This window comes from Roseomonas sp. GC11, from assembly GCF_024437745.1.
GTDB lineage: Bacteria > Pseudomonadota > Alphaproteobacteria > Acetobacterales > Acetobacteraceae > Pseudoroseomonas.
In genome coordinates, this window is record NZ_JANFNY010000075.1 from 1 (window position 1) to 26474 (window position 26474).

Annotated in this window: 20 protein-coding genes and 1 tRNA gene; 11 read left to right on the forward strand and 10 right to left on the reverse strand. The window is 70.7% G+C overall.

Annotation, left to right across the window (positions count from 1 at the left end; genetic code table 11):
• Positions 1–213 precede the first annotated feature (213 nt).
• Positions 214–465: a phosphopantetheine-binding protein gene (locus NON00_RS19385; protein ID WP_256024353.1), complete on the reverse strand. Its 252-nt coding sequence runs from the start codon at positions 463–465 to the stop codon at positions 214–216.
• Between the two features lie 74 nt (positions 466–539).
• Between NON00_RS19385 and NON00_RS19390 the strand changes: the two genes are divergently transcribed.
• The gene (locus NON00_RS19390; protein WP_256024354.1) at positions 540–1748 is read left to right on the forward strand and encodes a YheC/YheD family protein; all 1209 of its coding nucleotides are present in this window, start codon (positions 540–542) and stop codon (positions 1746–1748) included.
• A complete protein-coding gene (locus tag NON00_RS19395) occupies positions 1745–3865 on the forward strand; it encodes a tetratricopeptide repeat protein (protein ID WP_256024355.1) in 2121 nt (706 codons plus the stop codon). The genes NON00_RS19390 and NON00_RS19395 overlap by 4 nt, the downstream gene beginning before the upstream one ends.
• 253 nt (positions 3866–4118) lie before the next feature.
• Here the strand turns inward: NON00_RS19395 and NON00_RS19400 are convergent, their stop codons facing one another.
• Both NON00_RS19400 and trxB read right to left on the reverse strand, forming a co-directional pair.
• Positions 4119–5012, reverse strand: coding sequence for a LysR family transcriptional regulator (locus tag NON00_RS19400; protein WP_256024356.1), 894 nt, complete (start codon positions 5010–5012; stop codon positions 4119–4121).
• 4 nt (positions 5013–5016) lie between these two features.
• On the reverse strand, positions 5017–5991 hold the full coding sequence (gene trxB / locus NON00_RS19405) for a thioredoxin-disulfide reductase (RefSeq protein ID WP_256024357.1): 975 nt from the start codon (positions 5989–5991) through the stop codon (positions 5017–5019).
• A 137-nt stretch (positions 5992–6128) separates the two neighbouring features.
• Here trxB and NON00_RS19410 point away from each other — a divergent pair, with 137 nt between their 5' ends.
• Positions 6129–6602, forward strand: a complete 474-nt coding sequence (locus NON00_RS19410; protein WP_256024358.1) for an Lrp/AsnC family transcriptional regulator — start codon at positions 6129–6131, stop codon at positions 6600–6602.
• A gap of 165 nt (positions 6603–6767) precedes the next feature.
• Here NON00_RS19410 and NON00_RS19415 read toward each other — a convergent pair whose 3' ends face one another.
• From NON00_RS19415 to carA, 5 genes are all read right to left on the reverse strand, one after another.
• Positions 6768–8021: a threonine ammonia-lyase gene (locus NON00_RS19415; RefSeq protein WP_256024359.1), complete on the reverse strand. Its 1254-nt coding sequence runs from the start codon at positions 8019–8021 to the stop codon at positions 6768–6770.
• Positions 8022–8023: 2 nt separating this feature from the next.
• Positions 8024–8497, reverse strand: a complete 474-nt coding sequence (greA, locus tag NON00_RS19420) for a transcription elongation factor GreA (protein ID WP_256024360.1) — start codon at positions 8495–8497, stop codon at positions 8024–8026.
• Between the two features lie 129 nt (positions 8498–8626).
• Complete coding sequence (gene carB / locus NON00_RS19425) at positions 8627–11872, reverse strand: carbamoyl-phosphate synthase large subunit (protein WP_256024361.1); 3246 nt, start codon at positions 11870–11872, stop codon at positions 8627–8629.
• A 41-nt stretch (positions 11873–11913) separates the two neighbouring features.
• The gene (locus NON00_RS19430) at positions 11914–12672 is read right to left on the reverse strand and encodes an SDR family NAD(P)-dependent oxidoreductase (RefSeq protein ID WP_256024362.1); all 759 of its coding nucleotides are present in this window, start codon (positions 12670–12672) and stop codon (positions 11914–11916) included.
• Positions 12673–12706: 34 nt separating this feature from the next.
• Complete coding sequence (carA, locus tag NON00_RS19435; RefSeq protein WP_256024363.1) at positions 12707–14146, reverse strand: glutamine-hydrolyzing carbamoyl-phosphate synthase small subunit; 1440 nt, start codon at positions 14144–14146, stop codon at positions 12707–12709.
• Between the two features lie 140 nt (positions 14147–14286).
• Here carA and NON00_RS19440 point away from each other — a divergent pair, with 140 nt between their 5' ends.
• The 5 genes from NON00_RS19440 (at position 14287) to NON00_RS19460 (ending at position 21492) form a co-directional block, all read left to right on the forward strand.
• The gene (locus tag NON00_RS19440) at positions 14287–14745 is read left to right on the forward strand and encodes a GatB/YqeY domain-containing protein (protein WP_256024364.1); all 459 of its coding nucleotides are present in this window, start codon (positions 14287–14289) and stop codon (positions 14743–14745) included.
• 197 nt (positions 14746–14942) lie between these two features.
• Complete coding sequence (gene dnaG / locus NON00_RS19445) at positions 14943–16886, forward strand: DNA primase (RefSeq protein ID WP_256024365.1); 1944 nt, start codon at positions 14943–14945, stop codon at positions 16884–16886.
• Between the two features lie 190 nt (positions 16887–17076).
• Positions 17077–18990, forward strand: coding sequence for an RNA polymerase sigma factor RpoD (gene rpoD / locus NON00_RS19450; RefSeq protein WP_256024366.1), 1914 nt, complete (start codon positions 17077–17079; stop codon positions 18988–18990).
• 1 nt (position 18991) lies between these two features.
• Positions 18992–19564, forward strand: a complete 573-nt coding sequence (locus NON00_RS19455; RefSeq protein WP_256024367.1) for a GNAT family N-acetyltransferase — start codon at positions 18992–18994, stop codon at positions 19562–19564.
• 239 nt (positions 19565–19803) lie between these two features.
• Entirely contained in the window at positions 19804–21492 is a 1689-nt protein-coding gene (locus NON00_RS19460; protein ID WP_256024368.1) for a methyl-accepting chemotaxis protein, read from the forward strand.
• Between the two features lie 58 nt (positions 21493–21550).
• Here NON00_RS19460 and NON00_RS19465 read toward each other — a convergent pair whose 3' ends face one another.
• Both NON00_RS19465 and ppa read right to left on the reverse strand, forming a co-directional pair.
• Positions 21551–22459 carry a hypothetical protein gene (locus tag NON00_RS19465; RefSeq protein ID WP_256024370.1) on the reverse strand — a complete coding sequence of 303 codons (909 nt, stop codon included), beginning with the start codon at positions 22457–22459 and terminating at the stop codon, positions 21551–21553.
• Between the two features lie 121 nt (positions 22460–22580).
• Positions 22581–23102, reverse strand: coding sequence for an inorganic diphosphatase (gene ppa, locus NON00_RS19470; RefSeq protein ID WP_256024373.1), 522 nt, complete (start codon positions 23100–23102; stop codon positions 22581–22583).
• A gap of 242 nt (positions 23103–23344) precedes the next feature.
• Here ppa and NON00_RS19475 point away from each other — a divergent pair, with 242 nt between their 5' ends.
• The 3 genes from NON00_RS19475 (at position 23345) to NON00_RS19485 (ending at position 26378) form a co-directional block, all read left to right on the forward strand.
• Positions 23345–24580 (forward strand): homoserine O-acetyltransferase, encoded by a 1236-nt coding sequence (locus NON00_RS19475; protein ID WP_256024371.1) that lies wholly within the window; start codon positions 23345–23347, stop codon positions 24578–24580.
• Between the two features lie 52 nt (positions 24581–24632).
• Positions 24633–24705, forward strand: a tRNA-Ile gene (locus NON00_RS19480).
• Positions 24706–24809: 104 nt separating this feature from the next.
• Complete coding sequence (locus tag NON00_RS19485; RefSeq protein ID WP_256024372.1) at positions 24810–26378, forward strand: diguanylate cyclase; 1569 nt, start codon at positions 24810–24812, stop codon at positions 26376–26378.
• The last annotated feature ends 96 nt before the right edge of the window (positions 26379–26474 follow it).

The window sequence follows — 26474 nt, forward strand, 5'->3', positions numbered from 1 at the left end:
GCCCCGGCCTTTGGCGCGCGGGGGCTGGCCTCGCGGGCGGCGCCCTGCGGCGGGGCCTTCGGCGCGGGGGTGGGGCGGGGGCGCGGTCGGGACTGTTGGCGGCCCATGGGCGGGGCTCCCTGTCTCATGGCGAGCCAAGGCCATAGCCGCCCGGCGCGGCGGCGGAAACCCCGCCCCCCGCCCAGCGGCGGCCTCGCGGCGGCCCCAGGGCGGTCACGCGCTGGCGAGCCGCCCGGCCAGCATCGCCGCCAGCGCGGCCACGTTCTGCCGCCCGTCCATCAGCAGTTCCGGCTCCAGCTCCAGCCCCAGGGCCTTTTCCAGTTCCAGCGCCATCTGCACGGCATCGACCGAGTCGAGGTCGTGGCGTGCCAGGGGCTCTTCGGCCGAGAGGCTTTCCACCGGCTCCCCCGCCAGCACGGCGAGGTGGAGGAGCATCCAGTGGCGGATCCCGGCTTCATCGGTCATGCGCGGCATTTCCAAGCTTCATGAGGTGTGCGTAAGAGGCCGGACAGGATACCGCCCAGACCGGAGCATACCAGATGCGGCTTGCCATTCTTGCCTTTGGGTTCGCGCCGCGCGGCTACATGCCGCCCGCGCGAGTCCGGGCGATGCTGGCGGAGGCCGCCTTGCAGGGGGTGCAGCTCGCCTTCCTCGACAGCCGCGACTGCGAGGCCGGCCCGGCGCCGGGCGAGGGGGATGGCCCCCCGGATGGCCCCCCGGATGGCCTGTTCGGCGAGGTCTGGGACGGCGCGGGCTTCACCCGCCGCGCCCTGGGCTGGCCGCAGGTGGTCTTCACCCTGGGCCTGGTGCTGGACGCGGCCGCCCATGCGCTGATCGCCCGCTGCCGCGCGCGGGGCGCCGTGGTGCTGGTGGAGATGGGGCCGGACAAGCTGGGCTTCGATGCCCTGCTGGCGGCGGCGCCGGACCTCGCCCCGCACCGCATCCCCACCGCCGCGCTGGACCCCGCCGGCGCCGCCCGGCAGCTCGCCGCCTGGGCGGTGGCGGAGGGCGCGCTGGTGGTGAAGCCCGCCGATGGCCGGCGCGGCGGCGGCCTGTTCTTCCTCGACCGGGTGGCGGAAGGCGCTGGCCCCTGGCGCCTGCGCCGCGACGCGGAGGAATGGCACCTGCCCCTGGAGGCGGCGGTGGCGGAACTGCTGCGCCGCATCCGGGGCCGCATGGCCTACCGCCCCTATCTGGTGCAGCGCTACGTCACCGCCCTGGCGCGGGATGGCCGCGCCGCCGATCTACGCCTGCATGTGCAGCGCGGCGCGGAGGGCGCCTGGGGGCTGACGCGCGCCTATGTGCGCCTCGGCGAATGCGGCCTGCCGCTCAGCAATGTCAGCCGGGGCGGCTACCAGGGGGAATTGCCGGGCTTCCTCGCCGGGCGCTCCCGCCCCGCCGCCGCTCTGGAGGCCGAGGCCACGGCGCTGGCCCTGCGCGCCGCCCGCCACCTGACGCGGCACGCCTGCCCCGAGGCCAGCGAATGGGGCATCGACCTCGTGCTGGACCGCGCGGACCACTTCTGGCTGCTGGAGGCCAATACCCATCCCGGCACCGCCCTGCACGAGCATGAGCGGGCCGTGCACAGCATCGCCTATGCCCGCTATCTCGCCCATGCGGCCCGCGCGGTGCCAGGGGGGGTGCCAGGGGGGGGGCCAGGGAGCGCCCAGGAGGACGCTGAGGAGGACGTCCAGGAGGACGCCCAAGGCGACGTCCAGGGAGGCATGCCGGCGGAGGCGCTGGCATGAGCGACACCCTGCCGCTCAGCCTGCTCCCCCCCGCCGCGCCGCTGGAGGCCGCCCGCGCCGCCGAGGCCGCCGGGGACTGGCCCGCCGCCGCCGCCCTCTGGCAACCCCTGATGGCCGAGCACCCGGTGGAAGCGGCGCGCGGCCTGGCGCGGGCGCTGCGTCTCTCCGGCGCGGCGGGCGCGGCGCGGCGCGTGCTCGGCCCCGCCCTGGCCCGCTCCCCCCAGGCCATGCCGCTCTGGCGCGAGGAAGCCCGCGCCGCCGCCCTGCTCGGCGACCTGCCGGCCGCCACCACCGCCTGGCGCAGGCTGCTCGACAGGCTGCCGGGCGATGCGGAAGCCTGGCTCGGCCTGCTCGCCGCCCTGCGCCGCGCCGGGGCCACGGATCTCCGTGCGCGGGAAGAGGCCGCCGCCTGGGCCGCCACCCCCGCCCCCGCCAGGCTGGACCCCCGCCTGCGCCACGCCGAACTCGCCCGCCTCGCCCAGCAGCGCGAGGAATGGGAGGCGGCGCGCGCCAGCTGGGAGGCGGTGCTGGCCCTGCCCGGGCCGCAGGGCGAGGCCGCCGCCGGCCTGCTCGCCGCGCTGCGCCGCCTCGGCCGGCTGGAGGAAGCCACGGCCCGCCTCGCCGCCCTGGCCGCGCTGCTGCCGGATTCGCCCACCCTGCTGGCCGAGGCCGCGCGCCTCGCCCAGGCCCGGCAGGACTGGCCGGAGGCCGCCCGCCACTGGGCCGCCCTGCGCGCCTGCGCGCCGGACCGCCCGGCCGGCTATATCGAGGGCGCCCATGCCCTCTGCCACCTGGGCGAGCGCGCGGCGGCCGAGGACTGCCTGCGCGCCGGGCAGGAGCGGCTCGGCGCCCTGCCGGAGCTGCTGCTGGCCCAGGCCCAGCTGCCCGGCATCGCCGCCCTGCACCGCGCCGCGGTGGAGGAGGTGGTGGCCCGCCTGCGCGCCCTGCTGCGCCACCGGCCGAGCCTGGGAGAGGCCCGCCCGGTGCTGCTGCGCCGCCTGCTGCAGCTCGGGCGGCTGGAAGAGGCGGCGGAACTGGCCGCCACCCTGCCGCCGCCCCTGGCCGAGCCCACCGCCGTGACCCTGGCCGAACTGCACCGCCAGCGCGGGGAATGGCCGGCCGCCCTGGCGCTGCTGCGCGCGGCGCGGCGCGATTTTCCCGGCAGGCCCATGCCCTGGCACGATCTCGCCCGCACCCTCTCCGAGGCCGGGCAGGCGGCGGAAGCCGAGGCCGAGGCCAGCGCCGCCATCGCCGCCTTTCCGCGCCATGCCCGGCTGCGCCTGCTGGCCGCCGAGCTGGCCCTGGCCCGCCGCGACCGCCCGGCCGTCCGCGCCGCCTGGTTGGAGGCGGTGCGCCTCTGCCGCCACGACCCCGCCCAGGCCCCCCACCTCGATACGCTGCGCTTCCAGGCCGCCGGGCTGGGGCTGGAGCTGGAGGCGGAGGATATCCTGCCCGAAGGCCAGGGCGCGCCGGAGATGCAGCGGCTGATGGAGCGTTTCGTCAGCCTCGGCGGTGCCCGCTATGGCTGCGAATTCGGGCTGGCGCAGCAGGCCTTCGGGGCGGTGACGCTCAGCCTGCTGCGCTGGGCCGGCATCGGCCTGCCCGCCCTGCTCGCCGGGCTGGCCGAGGATTTCGCGGGGGTGGGGGAGGTGGGGCAGACCCGGCTCGACGCCCCCGGCCTGCCGGGCGGCGAGTATATGCTGCGCGATCTGCGCTATGGCATCCACACCCATACCTTCCTGCACCGCCTGCCGGGGGCGCCGGAGGAGGTGCTGCGGCAATCCTGCGAGCGCCTCGCCTGGCTGCGCCGCCGCCTGCTGCGGCAATTGGCGGAGGGGCGGCATGTTTTCGTCTATCGCCGCGCCTACCGGCAGCTGGAGGAGGAGGAGATGCACCGCCTCCACGCCGCGATCCGCCGGCACGGGCCGGGGCGGCTGCTCTGCGTCCGCCGCAGCGAGGATCCGGGGCTGTGGGGGCAGGTGCGGGTGATCGGGCCCGGGCTGATGGTGGGCCATGTGGCGCGCTTCGCCCTGCATCCGGGGGAAGCGGAGCGCCGGCCCGTCACCCGCGCCTGGGCCGCGCTCTGTCAGAAGGCGGCCGCCTTGGTAGAAGGCTGAAGGGCGTTCTTTTTTGGAAAAAAAGAACCAAAAAACTTTTTCCAGAAGAAGCCTGGGCAAAAAAAAGCCCGGACACACGAAGTGTTCCGGGCCAGTCATACAGGGAGGCTTCACGTCTGGGAGACGAAGGGTCAGAGACCCTTTCCGACCTAGTCGCCGGATGCCCTCAACCTAGTGTGCGCTGCGGTATGCGCGTAGGGACAATAACGCCACTCCGCCATGCGTATTACGCATGGTTAAGCTTTCGCGATCGTTAATTGTTCAGCGCCGCCAGCTCGGCGACCAGGAAGTCGCGGAACACGCCCACGCGCTTGGAGTGCCGCATCTCCTCCGGATAGACGAAATAGGCGTCGATCCGGGGGGATTTCAGCTCCGTCAGCACCGGGATGAGGTCGCGGATATCCTCGCCCATGTAGTCCGGCAGGGCGGCGATGCCGAGGCCGGAGCGCACGGCATGCAGCATGGCCGGCAGGGAGTTCACCTCCACCGCGGCGCGGCGCGGGCTGCCAGGGCGGCGCCCGGCCTCCAGCAGCCAGTTGATGCTCTCCACCGGCGGGCGGTAATCGCCATAGACGATCAGCCGGTGGGCATCGAGATCCTCGGCCCGCTGCGGGATGCCGGCCCCCTTCAGGTATTCGGGGGAGCCGACGATCTTCCAGCCGAAGGTCGCCACATGGCGCTGGATCAGGTCCGGCTGCTTCGGCGGATGCATGCGGATGGCCACATCCGCCTCACGCATGGCGAGGTCGAGATCGGCATCGTCGAGCAGCAGCGTCACCGTCACATCGGTGTGCAGGCCCATGAACTTGCGCAGGCGCGGCGCCAGCCAGGTGGTGCCGAAGCCCGTCGTGGTCGTCACCTTCAGGCGGCCGGCGGCGCGCTCGCGGCTCTCCGTCAGCAGCGCCTCGGTCATGGCGAGCTTGGCGAAGACCTCGCGCACCGTGCGGTTCAGCGTCTCGCCCTGCTCCGTCAGGATCAGGCCGCGCGCATGGCGGTGGAAGAGGGGCACGGACAGCGCCTCCTCCAGCGCCTGGATCTGGCGCGAGACGGCGGATTGGCTGAGGTTCAGCGACTCACCGGCATGCGTGAAGCTGCCGGCCTCGGCCACGGCGTGGAAAACGCGGAGCTTGTCCCAGTCGAGCGGCATGGGGTCAGGCTGCCTGATCTTGCGCGGGCAGGCCGAGGCCGTCCAGGAAGCGCTCGGCCTCCAGTGCGGCCATGCAGCCGGTGCCGGCGGCCGTCACCGCCTGGCGGTAGATGCGGTCCTGCACGTCGCCGGCGGCGAAGACGCCCTCGCGGCTGGTCCGCGTCGAGTCGGGTGCTGTCACCAGGTAGCCCTCCGCATCCATCTCCAACTGTCCCTTGAACAGGCTGGTGGCCGGGGCATGGCCGATGGCGACGAAGACGCCATCCACCGCCAGCTCCCGCATCTCGCCGCTGGCGCGGTCCCGCAGCTGCAGGCCGCGCGCCACGGGGGCGCGGCCGCTGCGATCCGCCAGCACCGATTCGGTCAGAGTGTTCCACAGGATCGTGACATTTGGCTTGGCGAAAAGCCGCTGTTGCAGGATCCGTTCCGCCTTCAGACTGTCCCGCCGGTGGATCAGCGTCACATGGCTGGCGAGGTTGGAGAGGTAGAGCGCCTCCTCCACCGCCGAATTGCCGCCGCCGATCACCGCCACGGACTTGCCGCGGTAGAAGAAGCCGTCACAGGTGGCGCAGGCCGAGACGCCGAAGCCCGAAAGCTCCTTCTCCCCCGGAATGCCGAGCCATTTGGCCTGCGCCCCGGTGGCGATGACCACCGCCTCCGCCTCATAGAGGTCACCGGAATCGCCGGTGGCGCGGAAGGGCCGCTGGCTGAGGTCGATCGCCGTGATCAGGTCATACTGGATGCGGGCGCCGACATGCTCGGCCTGCTCGCGCATCTGCTCCATCAGCCAGGGGCCCTGGATGGGCTTCGCGAAGCCGGGGAAATTCTCCACCTCGGTGGTGATGGTCAGCTGCCCGCCCGGCTGCATGCCGGCGACAACGAGGGGTGACAGGCCGGCCCGCGCGGCATAGATGGCCGCCGTGTACCCGGCAGGGCCGGCGCCGAGGATCAACAGACGGGTGCGGTGCAGTTCGGGCAAGGCTTTTATCCTGAAAACGCGCTGGTCGGGCAGGATATCGGGAAGATCGGCTTTTCCCGCAAGCCGATGCCTTGAACAGAGTGCCTCCTGCAAGGATATTACGTCCTGAACGCCGCACGAGTAACGAAACGGTTCCGATGAAGCCCGAAACGACCGACAATCTGGATGCGGTGGATCGCCAGATCCTGGCCGAGCTGCAGGCGGATGGCCGGATGACCAATGTGGAACTGGCCCGCCGCGTGGAACTCTCCGCGCCGCCCTGCCTGCGCCGCGTCCGCCGGCTGGAGGAAGCCGGCATCATCCGTGGCTACCACGCCGATATCGACCCGGTGGCGCTGGGCTGGCAGATCACCTTCTTCGCCCTGGTCGGGCTGGAAAGCCAGAAACACGCCATCCTCTCCGCCTTCGAGCAGGAAGTGACCTCCTGGCCCGAGGTGCGCGAATGCCACATGATCCGCGGCGGCGGGGATTTCCTCCTCCGCCTTGTGGCGCGCGACACGGCGCATGAAAACGCCCTGACCAACCGTCTCACCGCCGCGCCCAATGTCGGGCGCGTCACCACACTCCAGACCATCCATACGGCCAAGGATGCGCCCGGCGTGCCGTTGTGAGACGTGCCTTCGTGATTGATTTTATTGAAGATATCTTCTTTTTCTGAAGAAAAAGAAGCAAAAAGACTCTCTCAGTTGGCGTCCCGCCTCAGGCCTGAAGCGGGACGCCAAACTGAAAGAAGTTTTTTGGTTCTTTTTTACAAAAAAGAACTCTTCTTCCTGCCTTTAAACGCGCCGCACCAGATAATCCGCCGCTTCCAGCGCGGCGATAATGGCATTGCCCTGGGCGGCGTCGCGCACTTCCACCATCAGCTCCAGCTCGGTGGACTGCACGGTGGGCGCGCCGAACAGCTGCTGGTGCTTCACCTCGATCACATTCCCGCCGGCATCGGAGATGCGCTTGGAAATGTCGGCCAGCACGCCCGGCCGGTCGGGGATGTCGAAATGCAGGCGCAGGATGCGGCCATCGCGCAGCAACTGCCGCAGCAGCACGTTGGAGAGGGCGCGGGCGTCGATATTGCCGCCACAGACGGGCGTGCCGACCTTGCGCCCGGCGAAGCGGGCGGGGTGGGCCAGCAGCGCGGCGACGCCGGCGGCGCCGGCCCCTTCCGCCACCACCTTGGCCCCCTCGGCCAGCAGGGCCACGGCCTGCTCCACCGCGCGCTCCGGCACCACCAGAACCTCGATGCCGAGGCGCTTCAGCAGGGCATAGGGCGCCTCGCCCACATCGCGCACGGCGATGCCCTCGGCGATGGTGGGGCCGCCCACGGCCACGGGCTGCCCGGCCAGGCGCTGCGCCATGGCCGGATAGCCCTCCACCTCCACGCCAAAGACGGTGAGGCCGGGCTTCATCTCCAGCGCGGCGGCGGCGCAGCCGGCCAGCAGCCCGCCACCGCCCACCGGGAAGACCAGCGTGTCCAGCGCCGGGGCATCCTCGATCATCTCGATCGCCATGGTGCCCTGGCCGGCCATCACGCCGGGGTCGTCATAGGGGTGGATGAAGGTCAGCCCCTCGCGCAGCGCCAGGGCATGGGCATGGGCGGCGGCCTCGGCCAGCGTCTCGCCATGCAGCACCACATGGGCGCCCCAGCTTTCCGTCCGCACCACCTTGGTGGCGGGGGTGAAGCGCGGCATGACGATGGTGGCGCGGATGCCGAGCAGGCTGGCATGGCGCGCCACCGCCTGGGCATGGTTGCCGGCGGACATGGCGATGACGCCCGTCGCCTTCTCCCGCGCCGAGAGCATGGCCAGCCGGTTGGCCGCGCCGCGCTCCTTGAAGGCGCCGGTGGCCTGGAGGTTGTCGAGCTTCAGCCAGACCTCCGCCGCCGGGGTGGTGCCGATGGCACGGCCGATGGCGGGGGCGGGCAGCATAGGCGTGCGCAGCACGGCGCCGCGGATGCGCTCCGCGGCCTCGCGCACATCGGAGAGGCGGATGGTCGGCGGCGCGGCCAGCCCGGCCGCCAGGCTCGTGGCCGGCATGGTCAGAGGAAGCGCACCTTGGCGATCTCGTAGGCGCGCGCGCCGCCCGGCGCCGGCACCTCGACCGAGTCGCCAAGCTTCTTGCCCAGCAGCGCCTTGGCCAGCGGCGAGGAGATGGAGATGGAGCCCAGCTTCGTGTCCGCCTCATAGGCGCCGACGATGCGGTAGGTCTTCTCCTCCTCCGACTCCTCATCGATGATGGTGACGGTGGCGCCGAAGCGCACCTGGTCGCCGGACATCTTGGAAGTGTCGATCACCTCGACCGAGGGGATGATCCCCTCCAGCTCGGCGATGCGGCCTTCGATAAAGGACTGGCGCTCGCGCGCCGCGTGGTACTCGGCGTTCTCGGAGAGGTCGCCATGGGCGCGCGCCTCGGCGATGGCACGGATCACGGCGGGCCGCTCCTCGGCCTTCAGTTGCCGCAATTCGTTCTCAAGCCGGGCGAGACCTTCGGCGGTCATCGGGAACTTCTGCACGGCAGTCCCTTCCTTCATACGCGGCAAAGCCGCCGGGCGCAGAGTCCGGCGGCGGGGCGGCGCCGGTCTGGCGCCGATGGGGGAAACAAGGATCGGGCGGGAAGGGGCTACCCCCAACCCGCCCCGCCCTCAGAACGAAGGGGGAAAGTAGGACTGCAGCGGCGCCACATCAAGGGTTCCAGCCTTCAGGGCGGCGATGGCATGCACCGCCGCGCGGGCGCCGGCCATGGTGGTGTAGTGCGGTACCCCCTGGGTCAGCGCGCCGCGGCGGATGTCGAAGCTGTCCGCCACCGCCTGGCCCGTGCCGGTGGTGTTGATGACGAGCTGGATCTCGCCGTTGCGGATGGCGTCCACGCAGTGCGGGCGGCCCTCCAGCACCTTGTTCACCACCGAGACGCTCAGCCCCGCCTCGCGCAGCACGGTGGCGGTGCCACGCGTGGCCATCACCTGGAAGCCGATCTCGGTCAGGCGGCGGGCCAGGAAGATGGTGGCCTTCTTGTCGCTGTCCTTCACCGAGAGGAAGGCGGTGCCGGCCAGCGGCAGCTTCACCCCGGCGCCGAGCTGGCTCTTGGCGAAGGCGCGCTCGAAGGAGGCGTCGAGGCCCATCACCTCGCCGGTGGACTTCATCTCGGGGCCGAGGATGACATCCACATTGGGGAAGCGGTTGAAGGGGAAGACCGCTTCCTTGACGGCGACATGGCGGTTGACCGCCTCGTCATCCAGCTTGAATTCGGTGAGCTTCGCCCCGGCCATGACGCGGGCGCCGATCTTGGCCACCGCCACGCCGGTCGCCTTGGCGACGAAGGGGACGGTGCGGGAGGCGCGCGGGTTCACCTCCAGCACGAAAATTTCCCCGTCCTTCACGGCATACTGCACGTTCATCAGGCCGCGCACCTTGAGCGCCTTGGCCATCGCCTCCGTCTCCGCCTTCAGCTCGGTGATGACGGAGGGGGAGAGCGAATAGGGCGGCAGGGAGCAGGCGCTGTCACCGGAATGGATGCCGGCTTCCTCGATATGCTCCATGACGCCGGCCACATAGACCTGCCCGTCGGCATCGGCGATGCAGTCCACATCGACCTCGATGGCGTCCTGGAGATACTGGTCGATGAGGATCGGGTTCTCGCCCGAGACCTTCACCGCCTCCTGGCCGAAGCGCAGCAGCTGCTCGCGGTTATAGGCGATCTCCATGGCCCGCCCGCCGAGCACGTAGGAGGGGCGGACGACGACGGGGTAGCCGATGCGCTCGGCCTCCACCACCGCTTCCTCCAGCGTGCGCACGGTGCCGTTCTGCGGCTGCTTGAGGCCGAGGCCCTTCAGCAGCTGCTGGAAGCGCTCGCGGTCCTCGGCGATGTCGATCGCCTCCGCGCTGGTGCCGAGGATGGGGATGCCCGCCTTGTGCAGCGCCTGGGAGAGCTTCAGCGGCGTCTGCCCGCCATACTGCACGATGCAGCCCAGCACCTCGCCCTTCTCCTGCTCCTTGCGGATCAGGGAGATGACGTCCTCGCCCGAGAGCGGCTCGAAATAGAGGCGGTCGGAGGTGTCGTAGTCGGTGGAGACCGTCTCCGGGTTGCAGTTGACCATGATGGTCTCGAAGCCGGCCTCGCGCAGGGCATAGGCGGCATGGACGCAGCAATAGTCGAACTCGATGCCCTGGCCGATGCGGTTCGGCCCGCCGCCCAGGATGACGATCTTCTTCGCCTCCGTCGGGCGCGACTCACAGACGGGGGTGCCGAAGCCGCCCTCGTAGGTGGAGTACATATAAGGTGTATCGGAGGAAAACTCGCCGGCGCAGGTGTCGATCCGCTTATAGACCGGCAGCACGCCGAGGCCGAGGCGGTGCTGGAGCACGGCGGCCTCGCTCTGCCCCGTCAGCACGGCCAGGCGCTTGTCGGAGAAGCCCATGGCCTTGATCCGGCGCAGCCCCGTCGCATCCTGCGGCAGGCCGTGGGCGCGCAGGCCCTCCTCGGCGCGCACCACCTTCTCGACCTCGCGCAGGAACCACGGCTCGAAGCGGCAGGCCTCGTGGATCTCCTCGACCGAGAGGCCGGCGCGCAGCGCCTGGGCCACCACCAGCAGGCGGTCCGGCTTCGGCGTCGCCAGGGCGCCGATATAGGCTTCCTTCGAGCCATCGCCGGGGGCGGCGATCTCGTCGAGGCCGGAGAGGCCCGTCTCCAGGCTGCGCAGGCCCTTCTGCAGCGCCTCGTTGAAGCTGCGGCCGATGGCCATCGCCTCGCCCACCGACTTCATCGAGGTGGTCAGCGTCGCCGGGGTGCCCGGGAACTTCTCGAAGGTGAAGCGGGGGATCTTGATGACGACATAGTCGATCGTCGGCTCGAAGCTGGCCGGCGTGACCATGGTGATGTCGTTCTTCAGCTCGTCCAGCGTGTAGCCGACGGCGAGCTTGGCGGCGATCTTGGCGATCGGGAAGCCGGTGGCCTTGGAGGCCAGCGCCGAGGAGCGCGAGACGCGCGGGTTCATCTCGATGACGACCATGCGGCCATCGACGGGGTTGATGCCGAACTGGACGTTGGAGCCGCCGGTATCGACGCCGATCTCGCGCAGGCAGGCGATGGAGGCATCGCGCATGCGCTGGTATTCCTTGTCGGTCAGCGTCAGCGCCGGGGCCACCGTCACCGAGTCACCGGTGTGCACGCCCATCGGGTCGATATTCTCGATGGAGCACACGATGATGCAGTTGTCCGCGGTGTCGCGGACCACCTCCATCTCATACTCCTTCCAGCCGAGCACGCTTTCCTCGATCAGCACCTCGCTGGTCATCGAGGCGGCGAGGCCGGCGGAGACGATCTGCTCGAATTCCTCGCGGTTATAGGCGATGCCGCCGCCCGTGCCGCCCAGCGTGAAGGAGGGGCGGATGACGCAGGGCAGTTTGACCAGTTCCATGCCGGCGCGGGCTTCCTCCATCGTATGGGCGATGGCGCTGCGCGGGCTCTCGATGCCGATCTTTGTCATGGCATCGCGGAACTTCAGCCGGTCCTCGGCCTTGTCGATGACCTCGGCCTTGGCGCCGATCAGCTCGCAGCCATACTTGGCCAGCACACCGGCTTCGGCCAGTTTGAGAGAAGTATTCAGCGCGGTCTGGCCGCCCATGGTGGGCAGCAGCGCGTCCGGGCGCTCCTTGGCGATGATCTTCTCGACCATCTCGACCGTGATCGGCTCGATATAGGTCGCATCCGCCAGGCCGGGATCGGTCATGATGGTGGCGGGGTTGGAGTTCACCAGGATGACCCGGTAGCCCTCCGCCCGCAGCGCCTTGCAGGCCTGCGCGCCCGAATAATCGAACTCGCAGGCCTGGCCGATGACGATGGGGCCGGCCCCGATGATCAGGATGGACTTGATGTCGGTGCGCTTCGGCATCGGGGTGACCCTGTCTGAGAAAAATCCGGCTCGCGCCGGGTTCAGCCGTGGACGGACAAGCCGCCATCCACGGGGATGGCGGTGCCGGTGATGAAGGCGCTCGCATCGCTGGCCAGGAAGGCGGCGATGCCAGCGAAATCGGCGGGCAGGCCCCAGCGCTTCTGGGGTGTCCGCGAGAGGACGCGCTCGTTCAGCTCCGGCATGTCGCGCCTGGCGCCGGCCGTCAGCTCGGTCTCGATCCAGCCGGGCAGGATGGCGTTGGCGGTGATGCCATCCGGCCCCCAGGCCACGGCGAGGGAGCGCGTATACTGCACGATGCCCCCCTTGCTCGCCCCATAGGCCGGGGAGAGCGGCAGGCCGAAGATCGACATCATCGAGCCGATGCAGATCACCCGGCCATGGCCGCTGGCCTTGAGGTGGGGGTAGGCGGCGCGGCTCATCCGCATGGCGCTGGTGAGGTTGGCATCCATCACCGCCGCCCAGTCCTCGTCCGTGACGTCCTGCGGCAGGCGGCGGATATTGGTGCCGGCATTGTTGACCAGGATGTCGATGCCGCCGGCCTGCTCCACCACCTGGGCGATGACGCGGTCCGCCGCCCCCGGCTCGGCGAGATCGGCCTGGATGGCGAAGGCATCCTTGCCGAGCGCCGCGACGGCGGCCCTGTTCTTCTCGGCATTGCGGCCGACCACGGCGACCCAGGCACCGGCGGCGGCGAGGCCGCGCGCGATGCCAAGGCCGATGCCGCCATTGCCGCCCGTCACCACCGCCACGCGGCCGCCGAGGTCGAACATCCCGCTCATCCGTCTCTCTCCCTGGTCAGGGCGGCCGGAAGGATCAGGCCGCCTTGTGCGCCGCGATCATCTCGACAAAGCGGTGGAAGAGATAGTGGCTGTCGGAGGGGCCGGGGCTGGCCTCCGGGTGATACTGCACGGAGAAGGCGGGCCGGTCGGTCGCCGCGATGCCCTCGTTCGAGCCGTCGAAGAGCGAGACGTGGGTGACCTTCACGTTCTCCGGCAGGGACTTCTCGTCCACCGCGAAGCCGTGGTTCTGGCTGGTGATCTCGACGCGGCCGGTGGTCAGGTCCTTGACCGGCTGGTTGGCGCCGCGGTGGCCGCGCTCCAGCTTGTAGGTCCTGCCGCCCAGCGCCAGCGCCAGGAGCTGGTGGCCGAGGCAGATGCCGAAGACCGGCTTGCCGGCGTCCAGCACGCCGCGGATGGCCGGCACGGCATAGGCGCCGGTCGCCGCCGGGTCGCCGGGGCCGTTGGAGAGGAAGACGCCATCCGGGTTCTGCGCCAGGATCTCCGCCGCCGTGGCGGTGGCGGGCAGCACGGTGACATCACAGCCGGCATCGGCCAGGCAGCGCAGGATGTTGCGCTTGGCGCCGAAATCGAGGGCGACGACTTTGTGCTTCCTGGCCGGCGCGGCCTCATAGCCCTGGCCCCAGGACCACAGCCCCTCGCCCCAGGCATAGGACTGGCGGCAGGTCACGTCCTTCGCGAGGTCCATGCCCTCCAGCCCCGGCCAGCCGGCGGCCTGGGCCTTCAGCGCCGGCAGGTCGAAGCGGCCATCGGCGGGGAAGGCCAGCACGCCATGGGGCGCGCCGCCATCGCGGATCCGCGCCGTCAGGGCGCGGGTGTCGATGCCGGAAATGCCCGGGATGCCGTGGCTCTTCAGCCAGGCGTCGAGGTGGCGGGTGGCGCGGTAATTGGCCGGCTCGGTGACGTCGAGCTTCACCACCAGGCCGCGGGCGGCGGGGGTGATGCTTTCCACATCCTCGGCATTGGTGCCGACATTGCCGATATGCGGGAAGGTGAAGGTGATGATCTGCCCGGCATAGGAGGGGTCGGTCAGGGTCTCCTGATAGCCCGTCATGCCGGTGTTGAAGCAGACCTCGCCCACGCTGGTGGTGTGGGCGCCGAAGCCCACGCCCCAGAAGACGGTGCCATCGCCCAGCACCAGGGCGGCGGTGGCGCCGGCGGGGGGCTGGTCGGCGGCAGGCGTGGCGGGGGCGGACATGCGCGTCTCCGGGCTCGGTTCGGTCTGCGGGGGGGTGGAAGGGCCGCGTTCGGCCAGAGTCTGATTGGCTTGGGTCTGGTCAGCCTGGGTCAGGTCAGCCAGGGAGAGGCCGGTGGCGGCGATGACCGCCGGCCAGTGCTTGGCGGGGATGGCACGCGCCTGGCGCCACTTCCGCACCGCCTCGGTGCCGACGCCGCAGCGCTCGGCCACCGCCTCAGGGCCGCCCATCAGGGCGATGATGTCTTCCACGGACCGCATGGCGGTGGATATGTGGGAAGAAATTTCCCAGGGCAAGGGAAATCGCCAGGGGAAACGCCTGTCCGGGAATTTTCTTCCCACCCCTGGCCCTGGCCGGGCGGAGCCGCTTTATACCGCCTCACCGAAAAGGAGAATGACCGATGAGCCTGCGCGCGCGCTTCACCGAGGAACTGAAGGCGTCGATGATCGCCAAGGATGCGGCCCGCACCTCGACCATCCGCATGATCATGGCGAAGCTGAAGGACACGGACATCGCGGCGCGCCCGAGCGGGGTGGAGCAGGTGCCGGAGGAGCAGATCGTGGCCATGCTGCGCGGCATGGTGAAGTCCCGCCGCGAGAGCGTGGAGATGTATGCCCAGGGCGGCCGCCCGGAGCTGGCGGAGAAGGAGGCGGCGGAGATCGCCGTCATCGAGTCCTTCCTGCCGCAGCAGATGGACGAGGCGGCGATGCAGGCCGCGGTGGCGGCGGCGGTGGCCGAGAGCGGCGCGGCCTCGGTGAAGGACATGGGCAAGGTGATGGCGGTGCTGAAGGCGAAGCACGCCGCGACGATGGACATGGCCAAGGCCGGCCCGCTGGTGAAGGCCGCCCTCGGCGCCTGAGGATTGAGGGGGCTTCGCCCCCTCAAGCTCCCCCCTTCTTTCCCTTGGGCAGGGGACGGGGTCCCCTGCACCCGCCATCAGGGGGGGCAAACTGACAGAAGGAAGATGGGGGTCCGGGGGAATTCCTTCCCCCGGCCTTTTTTCTCTCCTGCTCCTGGCGCTGCGCGTCCGGCGCCGGGTTGTGCTAATCGGCGGGCATGTCCCTGCCGCCGAATTTCCTGGAGGAGCTTCGCCTCCGCACGCCCCTGGCTCCGCTGATCGGCCGCAGCGTGAAGCTGACGCGGGCGGGGCGGCAATGGCGGGGCTGCTGCCCCTTCCATGGCGAGAAATCGCCCTCGTTTTATGTCTATGACGACCATTACCACTGCTTCGGCTGTGGCGCGCATGGCGATGCCATCGCCTTTGTCATGCAGTCCCAGGGGGCGAGCTTCCCGGAGGCGGTGGAGCGGCTGGCGGCCGAGGCCGGGCTGGAGGTGCCCAAGGCCAGCCCGCAGCAGGCCAAGCGCGAGGCGCGCCAGCGTGACCTGCATGACGTGCTGCAGGCGGCGGCGGAGTCCTACCAGCGCCGGCTGCGCCTGCCGGAGGGCCGGGCCGGGCTGGACTACCTGCTGCGGCGCGGCCTGAGCGAGGAGACGATCCGCCGCTTCGGCCTCGGCTGGTCCGGCGGCGGGCGGGGGGCGCTGGCGGCGGATCTCAAGCCGCAGGGCATCGAGCCGCGCCAATTGGTCGAAGCCGGGCTGATGCGCCCCGGCGAGGGCGAGGCCCCGCCCACGGACCTGTTCTTCAACCGCGTGATGTTCCCCATCCGCGACCGGCGCGGCCGCATCATCTCTTTCGGTGGCCGGGTGCTGGGGGATGGCCAGCCGAAATACGTCAACGGCCCGGAAACCGACCTCTTTTCCAAGCGCCGTAACCTCTACGCCCTGGACCTGGCGCGGGAGGCCGCCTTCAAGGGCGCGCCGGTGGTGGTGGTGGAGGGCTATATGGATGTCATCGCCCTGCACCAGGCCGGCTTCGGCGGGGCGGTGGCGCCGCTCGGCACGGCGCTGACGGAGGAGCAGCTGGCGGAGTTGTGGCGCCTCACGCCGCAGCCGCTGCTGTGCTTCGATGGCGACAAGGCGGGCGGGCGGGCGGCCGCCCCCGCGGCGGAGCTGGCGCTGCCGCTGCTCTCGCCCGAGCGCAGCCTGTCCTTCGTCACCCTGCCGGCGGGGGAGGACCCGGACACGCTGGTGGGCCGGGGTGGCCCGGCGGCCTTCCGCGCCGTGCTGGAGGCGGCGCAGCCGCTCTCCGAGGTGCTCTATGGCATGATCGCCGAGAAGCATGCGGGGGCCACGCCGGAGGCGCGCGCCGGGCTGCGCCATGCGCTGGAGGGGGCGGCGGCCAGCATTCCGGACAAGTTCCTGGCCGGGGAATACCGGCGGCAGTTGCTGGACCGGTTCTTCGCCGCCAGCCGGCGGCCGCAGCCGGCGGCGTTTTCCGGCGGCGCCCGGCCCGGTGGTTTTGGCGGTGGCGGCTTTGGGCCGGGCCGGGCCGGGCGGGGCGGCGGTTTTGCCGGTGGTTTTGCCAGTGGTTTCGGGGGCGGCTTTGGCGGGGGGCGCGGGCGCGGCGGTGGCGCCGCGCCGGGTTGGGCCCTGCCGGCGCCGCCCCGGCCGGAGATCGTGCCCGCCCAGGCGCGGCTGGAGCAGGCGCGCTGCCTGCTGGCCATCACTGCCGCCCATCCCTGGCTGCTGCCGGAGGTGGAGGAGGCCTTCGCCGCGCTCGACCTGCCGGAGGGCGTGGCGCGGGCGCTGCAGGAGGTGCTGCTGCGCTGGCCCGCCGCGGGCGGGGCGCTTGACGCGGCGGCGCTGGCCGACCACCTGGAGAGGGTGGAGCCCGAGGGGCTGGCCTGGCTGCGGCAATCGCCCCGGCTGCTGCCGTCGGCGGTGGCGGCGGATGCGCTGCCGAAGTTGGTGGCGGAGCAATGGTGGTATTTTTTCAGCTGCTTCCAGGGTGAGGCCGCCCTGCAGGCGGAACTGGCCGAGGCGGAGCAGGATTTCATCGCCACCGGCAGCACGGCGGCGCAGACGCGGCTGATCCGGCTGAAGGAGTTGCTGGCCGCGCAGATGCGGGGCGATGCCGGGGATGAGGGGGGAGGCTTCTAGCGCGCCCATCCACCTCGTTTCGTCCGCGTGCTCTTGTGTTGGCGGGGGGCGGGGCGTTATGGCCGCAGGGTGGCGTTCGGCGCGGGCGCGTTCGGCTTCCTCTCGTTGCGAGATCGGGATGGAGCCGCTAGGACCAGGGCAAGGCATCCCCGGCTAAAACGCCGGGTGGCGTCAGACGGAGCGGATCGGCATGGCGAGCAAGGTCGCGAACGGCACCGACACGGTCGAGAACCGCGATGAAGCGGTGGAGGGTGCGCTTCTCGACACCCTCTCGGCGGCGGTCAAGAAGCTGGTCGCGCGCGGCAAGGAACGCGGCTACGTCACCTATGACGAGCTGAACCAGGCGCTTCCCTCCGAACAGGTTTCCTCCGAGTTGATCGAGGACACCATGGCGATGCTGAGCGAGCTCGGCATCAACGTGGTGGAGGCGGAGGAGACGGAGGACGCCGAGGCCGCCAACAAGGCCCCCGCCAAGGCGGAGGACGAGGAGGAGGAGGAGGAGGGCTCCGGCAATGTGGACGAGGAGAGCCTCGGCCGCACGGATGACCCCGTCCGCATGTACCTGCGCGAGATGGGCAGCGTCGAGCTGCTCTCGCGCGAGGGCGAGATCGCCATCGCCAAGCGGATCGAGGCGGGGCGGGACATGATGATCGGCGGGCTCTGTGAGAGCCCGCTGACCTTCCAGGCGATCCTCACCTGGCACAATGCGGTCAAGGAAGGCCGCATGCTGCTGCGCGACGTGATCGACCTGGAGGCGACGGCGGCGGCGGAGAACCCCGAGGCCGCCCCCGCGCCGGATGAGGAATTCGAGGAAGGCGAGGAGGGGGAGGGCATGGGCCTCTCGCTCTCCGCCCTGGAAGAGAAGCTGAAGCCGGAGGCGCTGGCCACCTTCGAGGCCATCGAGGAGCTTTACGGCAAGCTGCAGAAGCTCTCCTCCAAGCGGATGGAGGCCTACAAGGCCGGCGAGGAATTCGCCGCCCGCACCGAGCAGACCTATGAGAAGAACCGGCAGGAGCTGGTGACGCTGGTCGAGAAGGTGCAGCTCCACAACAACCGCATCGAGGAGCTGGTGGACCAGCTCAAGGGGCTGAACCGCCGCATCACCTCGCTGGAGGGGCAGGTGCTGCGCCTCGCCGAGGCCAGCCGCGTCAAGCGCGAGGATTTCCTGCAGTACTGGCGCGGGGCGGAGATCGACCCGGGCTGGTTCGAGCGCATCGCCGCGCTGCCGCAGAAGTCGTGGAAGAACTTCATCGAGCGCTCGCGCGATGAGGTGGAGCAGATCCGCACCCAGCTTTCCAACACCGCCGCGCTGACCGGCCTGCCGGTGGATGAGTTCAAGCGGGTCTATTCCACCGTCTCGCGCGGTGAGCGCGACATGACGCAGGCGAAGAAGGAGATGATCGAGGCCAACCTGCGCCTCGTCATCTCGATCGCCAAGAAATACACCAATCGCGGCCTGCAGTTCCTGGACCTGATCCAGGAGGGCAATATCGGCCTGATGAAGGCGGTCGATAAGTTCGAGTATCGCCGCGGCTACAAGTTCTCCACCTATGCGACGTGGTGGATCCGCCAGGCGATCACGCGCAGCATTGCCGACCAGGCGCGCACCATCCGCATTCCCGTGCACATGATCGAGACGATCAACAAGCTGGTGCGCACCAGCCGGCAGATGCTGCACGAGATCGGCCGCGAGCCGCAGCCGGAGGAACTGGCCGACAAGCTGGGCATGCCGCTGGAGAAGGTGCGCAAGGTCCTGAAGATCGCCAAGGAGCCGATCAGCCTCGAGACGCCGATCGGCGACGAGGAGGACAGCCACCTTGGCGATTTCATCGAGGACAAGAACGCCATCATCCCGCTGGATGCCGCCATCCAGTCCAACCTGCGCGAGGCGACGACGCGGGTGCTGGCCAGCCTGACGCCGCGCGAGGAGCGGGTGCTGCGGATGCGCTTTGGCATCGGCATGAACACCGACCACACGCTGGAGGAGGTCGGCCAGCAGTTCAACGTGACGCGCGAGCGTATCCGCCAGATCGAGGCCAAGGCGCTGCGCAAGCTCAAGCACCCCAGCCGCAGCCGCAAGCTGCGCAGCTTCCTGGACAACTGAGGTGGCGCTCTCCCTGGTCGAGCCCGCCATCCGGGTGGCGGTCGATGTCACCTTCCTGCGGATGGTGGTGCCGCCGCCGGAGCCGGGCGCGCCGCTGCCCGAGGGCTGGCGGATCGAGCGGGTGGCGCGGTGCAGCGTCCCCTTCTACCGCTTTCTCTACAACACGGTGGGCCAGGATTATGTCTGGTGGCTGCGCCGTGCCGCCGGGGATTCGGAGCTGGCCGCCGTGCTCTCCGACCCGGGCGTTTCGGTCCATGTCCTCTACCAGGGTGGCGAGCCGGCGGGCTTTTTCGAGCTGGAGCGCCGGGTGGGTGGCACCACCAATCTGGCCTATTTCGGCCTGATGCCGCATGCGGTGGGGCGTGGCGTGGGCCGTGCCTTCCTGCGCGCCGCGATTGACGAGGCCTGGGCTGGCGGGTGCGACCTGCTGACGGTCAACACCTGCACGGCGGACCATGCGCGGGCCCTGCCCAATTATCTGGCGGCGGGCTTCACGCGGTTGCGGACGGTGCGGGAGATCTGGCCTGTGCCGGTGCGGCTGGGCCTGAAGGTGCCCGAGCGCCTGCTGGCCTGATTCTTTTTTCCAGTCTGGCGTTCCGCCTCAGGCCTGAAGCGGGCCGCCCGACTGAAAAAGTCTTTTTGTTTCTTTTTCTTCAGAAAAAGAAATTCTTTCCTATTTCTCCATCTTTTCACGCGCCCCACCCCTTCAGGATTCCTTGAGATTCTCCGGGCGAGTCTCCCCCGATCTGCCGCAGGGCAGCGGTCGGAGGCGTTCCCGAGATGCAGCAAGCTTCGCGCGGTTGGTTTGGGCGCATGCCGCTGGCGGCGCGCATGGGCGCCATCATGCTCCTGGCGGTGCTGGCCCTGGCCGGCCTGGCGGTCGAGGCGGGGCGCGAACAGGCGAGGGTGCTGGAACAGGGGCGGGTGGAGATGCTGCGCGCCGTGGTGGACACGGTGCTTTCCATCGCCCGGCGCGAGGCGGCGGAGGAGCAGGCGGGCCGGCAGAGCCGGGCCGAGGCGCAGGCCGCCGCGCTGCGCGCCATCCGCGCGATGCGCTACCGCGGCGAGGAATATATCTTCATCACCGACATGGAGCCGCGGGTGGTGCTGCACCCCATCCGCCCGGCGCTGGAGGGGCAGAATGTCGCCGGGACCAAGGACCCGACCGGCTTCGCGCTGTTCCAGGGCTTTGTCGATACGGTGCGGAAATCCGGCAGCGGCCTGGTGCCCTATCTCTGGCCGCGCCCGGGGGCCGAGCAGCCGGTGGAAAAGCTGAGCTATGTCGAGGGCTTCGCGCCCTGGGGCTGGGTGGTGGGCACCGGCGTCTATGTGGACGACCTGCGGGCCACGCAGCGCGAGAAGATGCTGTGGCTGGCCGGGCTGGCGGGGGGCGTGGCGCTGGTGCTGGCCGTGCTGCTCTGGCGGGTGAGCCGCAGCATCACCCGCCCGCTGGCGGTGCTGGACGGGCGGATGCGCGCGCTGGCCGCCGGTGAGCTCTCCGCCCCCGTGCCGGGGCTGGAGCGGGGCGATGAAATCGGCGCCATGGCGCGCAGCCTGTCGGTGTGCCGCGAGGCGATGCAGGAGGCGGATCGGCTGCGCCAGGAGCGCGAGCAGGGCCGCCGCGCCGCCGAGGAGGAGCGCCGCGCCGCGCAGGCCGGGCTGGCGCGGGAGGTGGAGCAGGCCCTGCGCAGCATCGCCGAGGCGCTGGCCGCCTCCGCCGGGGAGCTGACGCGGGCGACGGACAGCATGGACGCCACCCGGCGGCAGGTGGGCGGGCAGCTGGCGGCGGCGGCGGCCGAGGCCAGCCGGACGGGCAGCAATGTGCAGGCCGTCTCCGGCGCGGCGGAGGCGCTGGCCGGTTCCGTGGCGGCGATCGGCGGCAAGGTGGCGGAGAGCGCCACCGCCGCCAGCCGCGCCACGGCCGAGGCGCGGCAGGCCGATGCCGCCGTGGCCGGGCTGGCCGAGATGGCGCGCCGCATCGGCGATGTGGTGCAGCTGATTTCCGACATCGCCGGGCAGACCAACCTGCTGGCGCTCAACGCCACGATCGAGGCGGCGCGGGCGGGCGAGGCGGGCAAGGGCTTCGCCGTGGTGGCCTCCGAGGTGAAGGCCCTGGCCAGCCAGACGGCGCGGGCGACGGAAGAGATCGGCGCGCAGATCGGCGGCATGCAGCGGGCGACGGAGCAGATGGTGGAGGCCATCCGCAATGTGGGCGCGGCGATCGAGCAGAGCCGGGCCATTGCCGAGGCGATCGCCGCCGCTGTCTCGCAGCAGGGCGAGGCGACGCGGGAGATCGCCCATAATGTGGCCGATGCCGCCGCCGGTGCCAGCCAGGTGGCGGCGCGCGTGGGGGATGTGGAGCGCTGCATGGGCCAGGACAGCGCGGCGCTGGAGGGTGTGCGCCGCTCTGGCGCCGCCGTGGCGCAGCAGGGGCAGGCCCTGCAATCGGCGCTCGGCGCGCTGGTGGCCCGGTTGCAGGCGGCGGGGCAGCGCGCGGCCTGAGCGCGGGGGGTGGGGGGGAAGGAAGGGTTCTTTTTTGGAAAAAAGAACCAAAAAACTTTTATTCGTTGGGGGGAGGGGCTGGGGGGCGCTGTTCCTGCTGCCGGGCGGCGGCTCTTTCGGCCTTCTGCCTCTGCCGGGCCTCGGCGACGAGGGCCTTCATGTGTTCGAGCAGCGCCCCCTGGTCGCGCGTCGCGGCCTGGATGTCGGCCGGGGTCTTGGGCAGGGGCAGGCCGAGCGCGCGGCTGATCCCGCAGAGCAGGGCGACATCCGCTTCCCCGCCGCGCTGCCGCAGGGCCATGCTGTGCTCCACCTGCAGGGCGATCTTCATGAGGCGGAGGGCCGGGTCGCGCTCATGGGCGCGCAGCACCTGGCGGATGAAGCTGGAATTCTGCCCGTTGATGAAGCGCGGGTGCTCATGGCGGATCTGGCTGGCCAGTTCCGGCTCGGCGCGCAGGAGGAGGTGCAGCATGCGCTGGTCGCAGGGGGTCTGGTACCACTCGGCGGCGTTTTTCAGCCGCTCGGCGGGGATGGCTTCCAGCCGCTGCATCCAGCGCGCGATGATGGTGCGCGTGTGGGGGTGGGCGAAATTGGCGAGGTAGACGCCATCATTGACATCCCAGGGCTCCCGCGTGGCGCCGTGGGTGAAGATGAAGGAGTGTTCGCCGGCCCCGGCCAGATAGCCGCGAATGTCGAATTCCGGGTCGTGGACGAAGGCATCCGCGTCGAGATGCAGATACCAGCCCTCGAAGCCGGTCTGCATCAGCTGGTGCATGATGATGATGCGGTTGTAGCAGGCATGCCACGGGTGGTAGCCGCGCAGGACGCCGCTCAGGCAGAGGTAGCGGACATTCTGGCGGACGCAGAAATCCTGCGTGGCCTTGGCCGTGCTGCGCAGCATGGCGAAGTAGTTGACCGGGTCCGCCGACTGGCAGAGCACCAGGTCTTCCTCGGGCTTCAGCAGCAGCATGGTGCCGTCCCTCCCGCCGTGCTTTCCCGGCGCCCGCCGGGAGGGGGGCGGCGCGCCGGGCTGCCCCCGCCGCGCCGTCCCGTGCTGGCCCCCCGGGGGTGGCCCCCGGGAGGTGGTCGCGTCAGCCGGCGGCGGCGATCTGGCGGGCGAGGATCTCAGCCGCCTGGGCCGCGTTGCCCCAGCCCTTCACCTTCACCCACTTGCCCGGCTCCAGGTCCTTGTAGCGGGTGAAGAAGTGCTCGATGGAGTCGCGCGTGATCTTGGGCAGGTCGTCCATTTCCTTCACGTCGGTGAAGGCGAGGGAGATCTTGTCATGCGGCACGCAGACCAGCTTCTCGTCCTGGCCGCTCTCGTCTTCCATGAACAGCACGCCGATGGGGCGGGCACGGATGACGGCGCCGGGGACGACCTGGGTCGGCACCAGGACGAGGGCGTCGGAGGGGTCGCCATCATCGGCCAGGGTGCCGGGCACGAAGCCATAGGCGGCCGGATAGGCCATCGGCGTGAACAGGAAGCGGTCGACCACCACGGCGCCGCTGTCCTTGTCCACTTCGTACTTCACCGAGCTGCCCTGGGGGATCTCGATCACGACATTGATGTCGTGCGGCGGGTTCTTGCCGGTGGGGATCTTGCTCACGTCCATGGGGGAGGTCCGTTCGGTGGCGGTGGTGCTGTCCGGCGGCTGTAGCAGGGGGCGCGCGATGCGTCCATTCACCCCCCTTTCATCGGCCGCCCGTCCATTGCGCGGCACCGCTGCGCATGGCCGGGCAGGGGACGGGCGGAGAGAGCTTTGTTGCTCTTGCGGTACGGCCTCCGCCCCGCGCACCATGCGCGCCGCGAACCGGCCGGCACAGACCGGCCATTCCGGGGAAGGAAACCGTACCGATGACCCTGCGCCGCCGCCTGCTCCTTGCCGCCGCCCTGGCCGCGCCGCTCGCCACGCTGGGCGCCGCCCTGCCCGGCGGCGGCGCCACCGCCCAGGGCACGCCGCCCCAGCCCCCCACCGCCGCCCCGGCCCTGGTGGAAAAGCGGGAATTCACCTCCGCCAACTACACCACCCGCGGCGGCGCGCCCCTGCCGCAGATCCGCATCGGCTACCAGACCGCCGGCACGCTCAACGCGGCGGGCGACAATGCCGTGCTGGTCACTCATTTCTTCAGCGGCAACAGCCATGCCTTCGGCCAGATCCAGCCCGGCGGCCCGGCCGGCTGGTGGGATGCCATCATCGGCCCCGGCAAGGCGATCGATACCGACCGCTATTTCGTCATCGCCTCCGACACCCTGGTGAACCTGAACGCGCCGGACCGCTTCACCGTCACCACCGGCCCGGCCTCGCTGAACCCGGCCACCGGGCGGCCCTGGGGGATGGGCTTCCCCACCGTCTCCATCCGTGACTTCGTCGAGGTGCAGAAGCGCCTGCTGGACAGCCTCGGCGTGCGGCGCCTCGCCCTGGTGGCCGGGCCCAGCATGGGCTCGCTCCAGGCCATCGAGTGGGCCGCCGCCTATCCGGAGATGGTCGAGCGCGTCATGCCGGTGATCGGCACCGGGGAGATGGATGCCTGGATGCTGGGCTGGCTCGACCTCTGGGCGGCGCCGATCCGCATGGACCCGGCCTGGCGCGGCGGCGATTACTACGGCCAGGGGCGGGAGGCGCCGCTGCGCGGGCTGACGGAGGCGCTGAAGCTCGTCACCCTGCATTCGCGTGACCGCGGCTGGGCCGCCCAGCAATTCGCCCGCAAGCCGGCGGAAGGGCAGGAGCCGGCGAAGCGCATCCAGGACCGCTTCGCCATCGAGACCTGGCTGGACAATGCCGCCGCCGCCCGCGCCCGCTCCTCGGATGCCAATTCCTTCCTCTATCTGGTGCGCGCCAACCAGCTCTTCCTCAACGAATATGAGGGGCTGGAGGCCGCCCTCTCCCGCAGCGAGGCGAAGTGGCTCGTGGTGCCGAGCCAGGGCGACCGCGTCTTCCCCATCGAATACAGCGACGAGCTGACGGCCGCCCTGCGCCGGGCCGGGCGGCCGGTGCTCCAGCTGGCGCTGCGCGGGGGCCTCGGCCATCTGGAGGGGGTGGCCGGCATGGCCCAGGCCGAGGGCGCGATCCGTGAGTTCCTTGCCCGCTGAGCCGATCCGGTCTAGCACGGGGCGGGGCGGCACCTGCCGCCCCCACCTCTCGGCGCCTGTAGCTCAATGGTCAGAGCGGGCCGCTCATAACGGCTTGGTTGCGGGTTCGAGTCCTGCCGGGCGCAGAGACGGGAAGGTTAACAAAGCGTTTCCCGGACTCTTGTCACCCCTCGCGGAATCTTGCGAGATGCCCCGGGCGGTGCCTTCCCTCCACCGCCAGGAGGTCTGATTGTCCGCCACCCTGCCTTGCGCCCTGTCGGGACATATGGACCACAGCCCCTCCTCCTGGCCCGGCACGGGGCTGCTGCGGAGCCTGAGGCCGTGGAATCCGGGCTGGTGCCGGCGTGGCCTGCGCTTCTGGCTGGCCGGAAACCTGCTGGTGATGCTGTGCTACCTGGCGCTGGGCTGGGCGGTGGGGCGGTTCTTCGCCAGCTTCGGCCTCTTCCCGGCACCGATCTGGCTGCCCGCCGGGCTGGCCGCCGCCGCCGCCATGGCCGGCGGCTGGCGCCTGCTGCCGGGCATCTTCCTCGGCTCCTTCCTGGTCAATGCGCTGGCCTATCAGGCGGGGGCGGGGCTGTCCGCCGTCATCTCCCTCGGCAATGCGCTGGGGCCGCTGGCCGGCATGGTGCTGACGCGCCATTTCCGCCCCGCCTCCGGGCTTTTCACCCGCTTCCAGGGTGTCGTCGCCTTTCTGGCCGGCTGCGTGCTGCTGCATGCCTTCGTCACCGCCAGCTGCGGCACCTTCGGCCTGTGGTGGCTGGAAGGGGTGCCGCCCGCTGCCCTGCCCGCGCATTGGAGCAGCTGGCTGCTCTGCGATGCCGGGGGCACCTTCTACTTTGCCCCCTCGCTGATCCTCTGGCTGGGGCTGGAGCGCACCCCCGCCGGGCGCGGCACCCGCCTGCCGCTGCTGGATGGCGCGGTCTGGCTGGGCACGGCGCTGCTGGCGGCGCTGGTCTTCAGCATCCGCCTGCCGCCCGGCCTGCCCTCGGCGCAGCTCATCTTCCTGCTGGCGGTGCCGCTCTCCTGGATCGCGCTGCGCATCTCGCTGCGCGCCGCCTACACGCTGCTGACGCTGCTGTGCATCATCGCCTCGGCCGGCACCGTCTCGGGCTACGGGCCGTTCCAGAGCGGGGGCGTGGCCAACCCCATGCAGTCGGTGGGCATGCTCATCGTGCTCTGCGCCATGAACATCCTGACGCTGCTGGCCCTGGTCAGCGAAAGGCGGGAGGCCGAGGCGGCGCTGGCCGATGCCAACCGCCTGCTGGAATGGCGCGTGGCCGAACGCACGGCCGAGCTGAAACGGCAGGCCGAGACGGATGCGCTGACCGGCATCGCCAACCGCCGCAGCTTCATGAACCAGGCCGAGATCCTGCTGCGGCGGGAGGCGGAGGCCGGGCGCCCCTGCGCCCTGCTGGCCTTCGACCTGGATCACTTCAAGTCCATCAACGACCGCGCGGGCCACGCCGCCGGCGATGCCGTGCTGCGCCTGACCGCCGAGCGCTGCACCCAGGCGCTGCGCCAGGCCGACCTCTTCGGCCGCCTGGGCGGGGAGGAATTCGCCATCCTCCTGCCCGCCACCTCGGCCGAGGAAGCCCATGCCGTGGCCGAGCGGCTGCGGGCCGCCCTGGCCACCATCATCCTGCCGCTGGAGGGGCTGGGCAGCCGCCTCTCCGCCAGCTTCGGCATCGCCACCATGCCGCCCGGCGGGCTGCCGCTCGAGACCCTGCTGCACCGCGCGGATGGCGCGCTCTACCAGGCCAAGGGCTCGGGGCGGGACCGCATCTGCGCTGCCGGGTGAGGCAGCCCGGCGCCGGCTCCTTGAGAGGGGCTTCGCCCCTCTCAAACTCTCCCCACCAAAGGCCTGAGGCCTTTGGAAACCCATCTGTGAGTCCCC

Bases quoted from the DNA above. Each gene is read 5' to 3' on its own strand.
- NON00_RS19460 (WP_256024368.1), top strand. From the start codon at position 19,804: ATGCCGCTGGCGGCGCGCATGGGCGCCATCATGCTCCTGGCGGTGCTG.
- dnaG (WP_256024365.1), top strand. From the start codon at position 14,943: ATGTCCCTGCCGCCGAATTTCCTGGAGGAGCTTCGCCTCCGCACGCCC.
- NON00_RS19400 (WP_256024356.1), bottom strand. From the start codon at position 5,012: ATGCCGCTCGACTGGGACAAGCTCCGCGTTTTCCACGCCGTGGCCGAG.
- NON00_RS19430 (WP_256024362.1), bottom strand. From the start codon at position 12,672: ATGAGCGGGATGTTCGACCTCGGCGGCCGCGTGGCGGTGGTGACGGGC.
- ppa (WP_256024373.1), bottom strand. From the start codon at position 23,102: ATGGACGTGAGCAAGATCCCCACCGGCAAGAACCCGCCGCACGACATC.
- rpoD (WP_256024366.1), top strand. From the start codon at position 17,077: ATGGCGAGCAAGGTCGCGAACGGCACCGACACGGTCGAGAACCGCGAT.
- NON00_RS19395 (WP_256024355.1), top strand. From the start codon at position 1,745: ATGAGCGACACCCTGCCGCTCAGCCTGCTCCCCCCCGCCGCGCCGCTG.
- NON00_RS19415 (WP_256024359.1), bottom strand. From the start codon at position 8,021: ATGCCGGCCACGAGCCTGGCGGCCGGGCTGGCCGCGCCGCCGACCATC.
- NON00_RS19390 (WP_256024354.1), top strand. From the start codon at position 540: ATGCGGCTTGCCATTCTTGCCTTTGGGTTCGCGCCGCGCGGCTACATG.
- NON00_RS19385 (WP_256024353.1), bottom strand. From the start codon at position 465: ATGACCGATGAAGCCGGGATCCGCCACTGGATGCTCCTCCACCTCGCC.
- NON00_RS19440 (WP_256024364.1), top strand. From the start codon at position 14,287: ATGAGCCTGCGCGCGCGCTTCACCGAGGAACTGAAGGCGTCGATGATC.
- carB (WP_256024361.1), bottom strand. From the start codon at position 11,872: ATGCCGAAGCGCACCGACATCAAGTCCATCCTGATCATCGGGGCCGGC.
- NON00_RS19465 (WP_256024370.1), bottom strand. From the start codon at position 22,459: ATGCTGCTGCTGAAGCCCGAGGAAGACCTGGTGCTCTGCCAGTCGGCG.
- NON00_RS19410 (WP_256024358.1), top strand. From the start codon at position 6,129: ATGAAGCCCGAAACGACCGACAATCTGGATGCGGTGGATCGCCAGATC.
- carA (WP_256024363.1), bottom strand. From the start codon at position 14,146: ATGCGGTCCGTGGAAGACATCATCGCCCTGATGGGCGGCCCTGAGGCG.
- NON00_RS19475 (WP_256024371.1), top strand. From the start codon at position 23,345: ATGACCCTGCGCCGCCGCCTGCTCCTTGCCGCCGCCCTGGCCGCGCCG.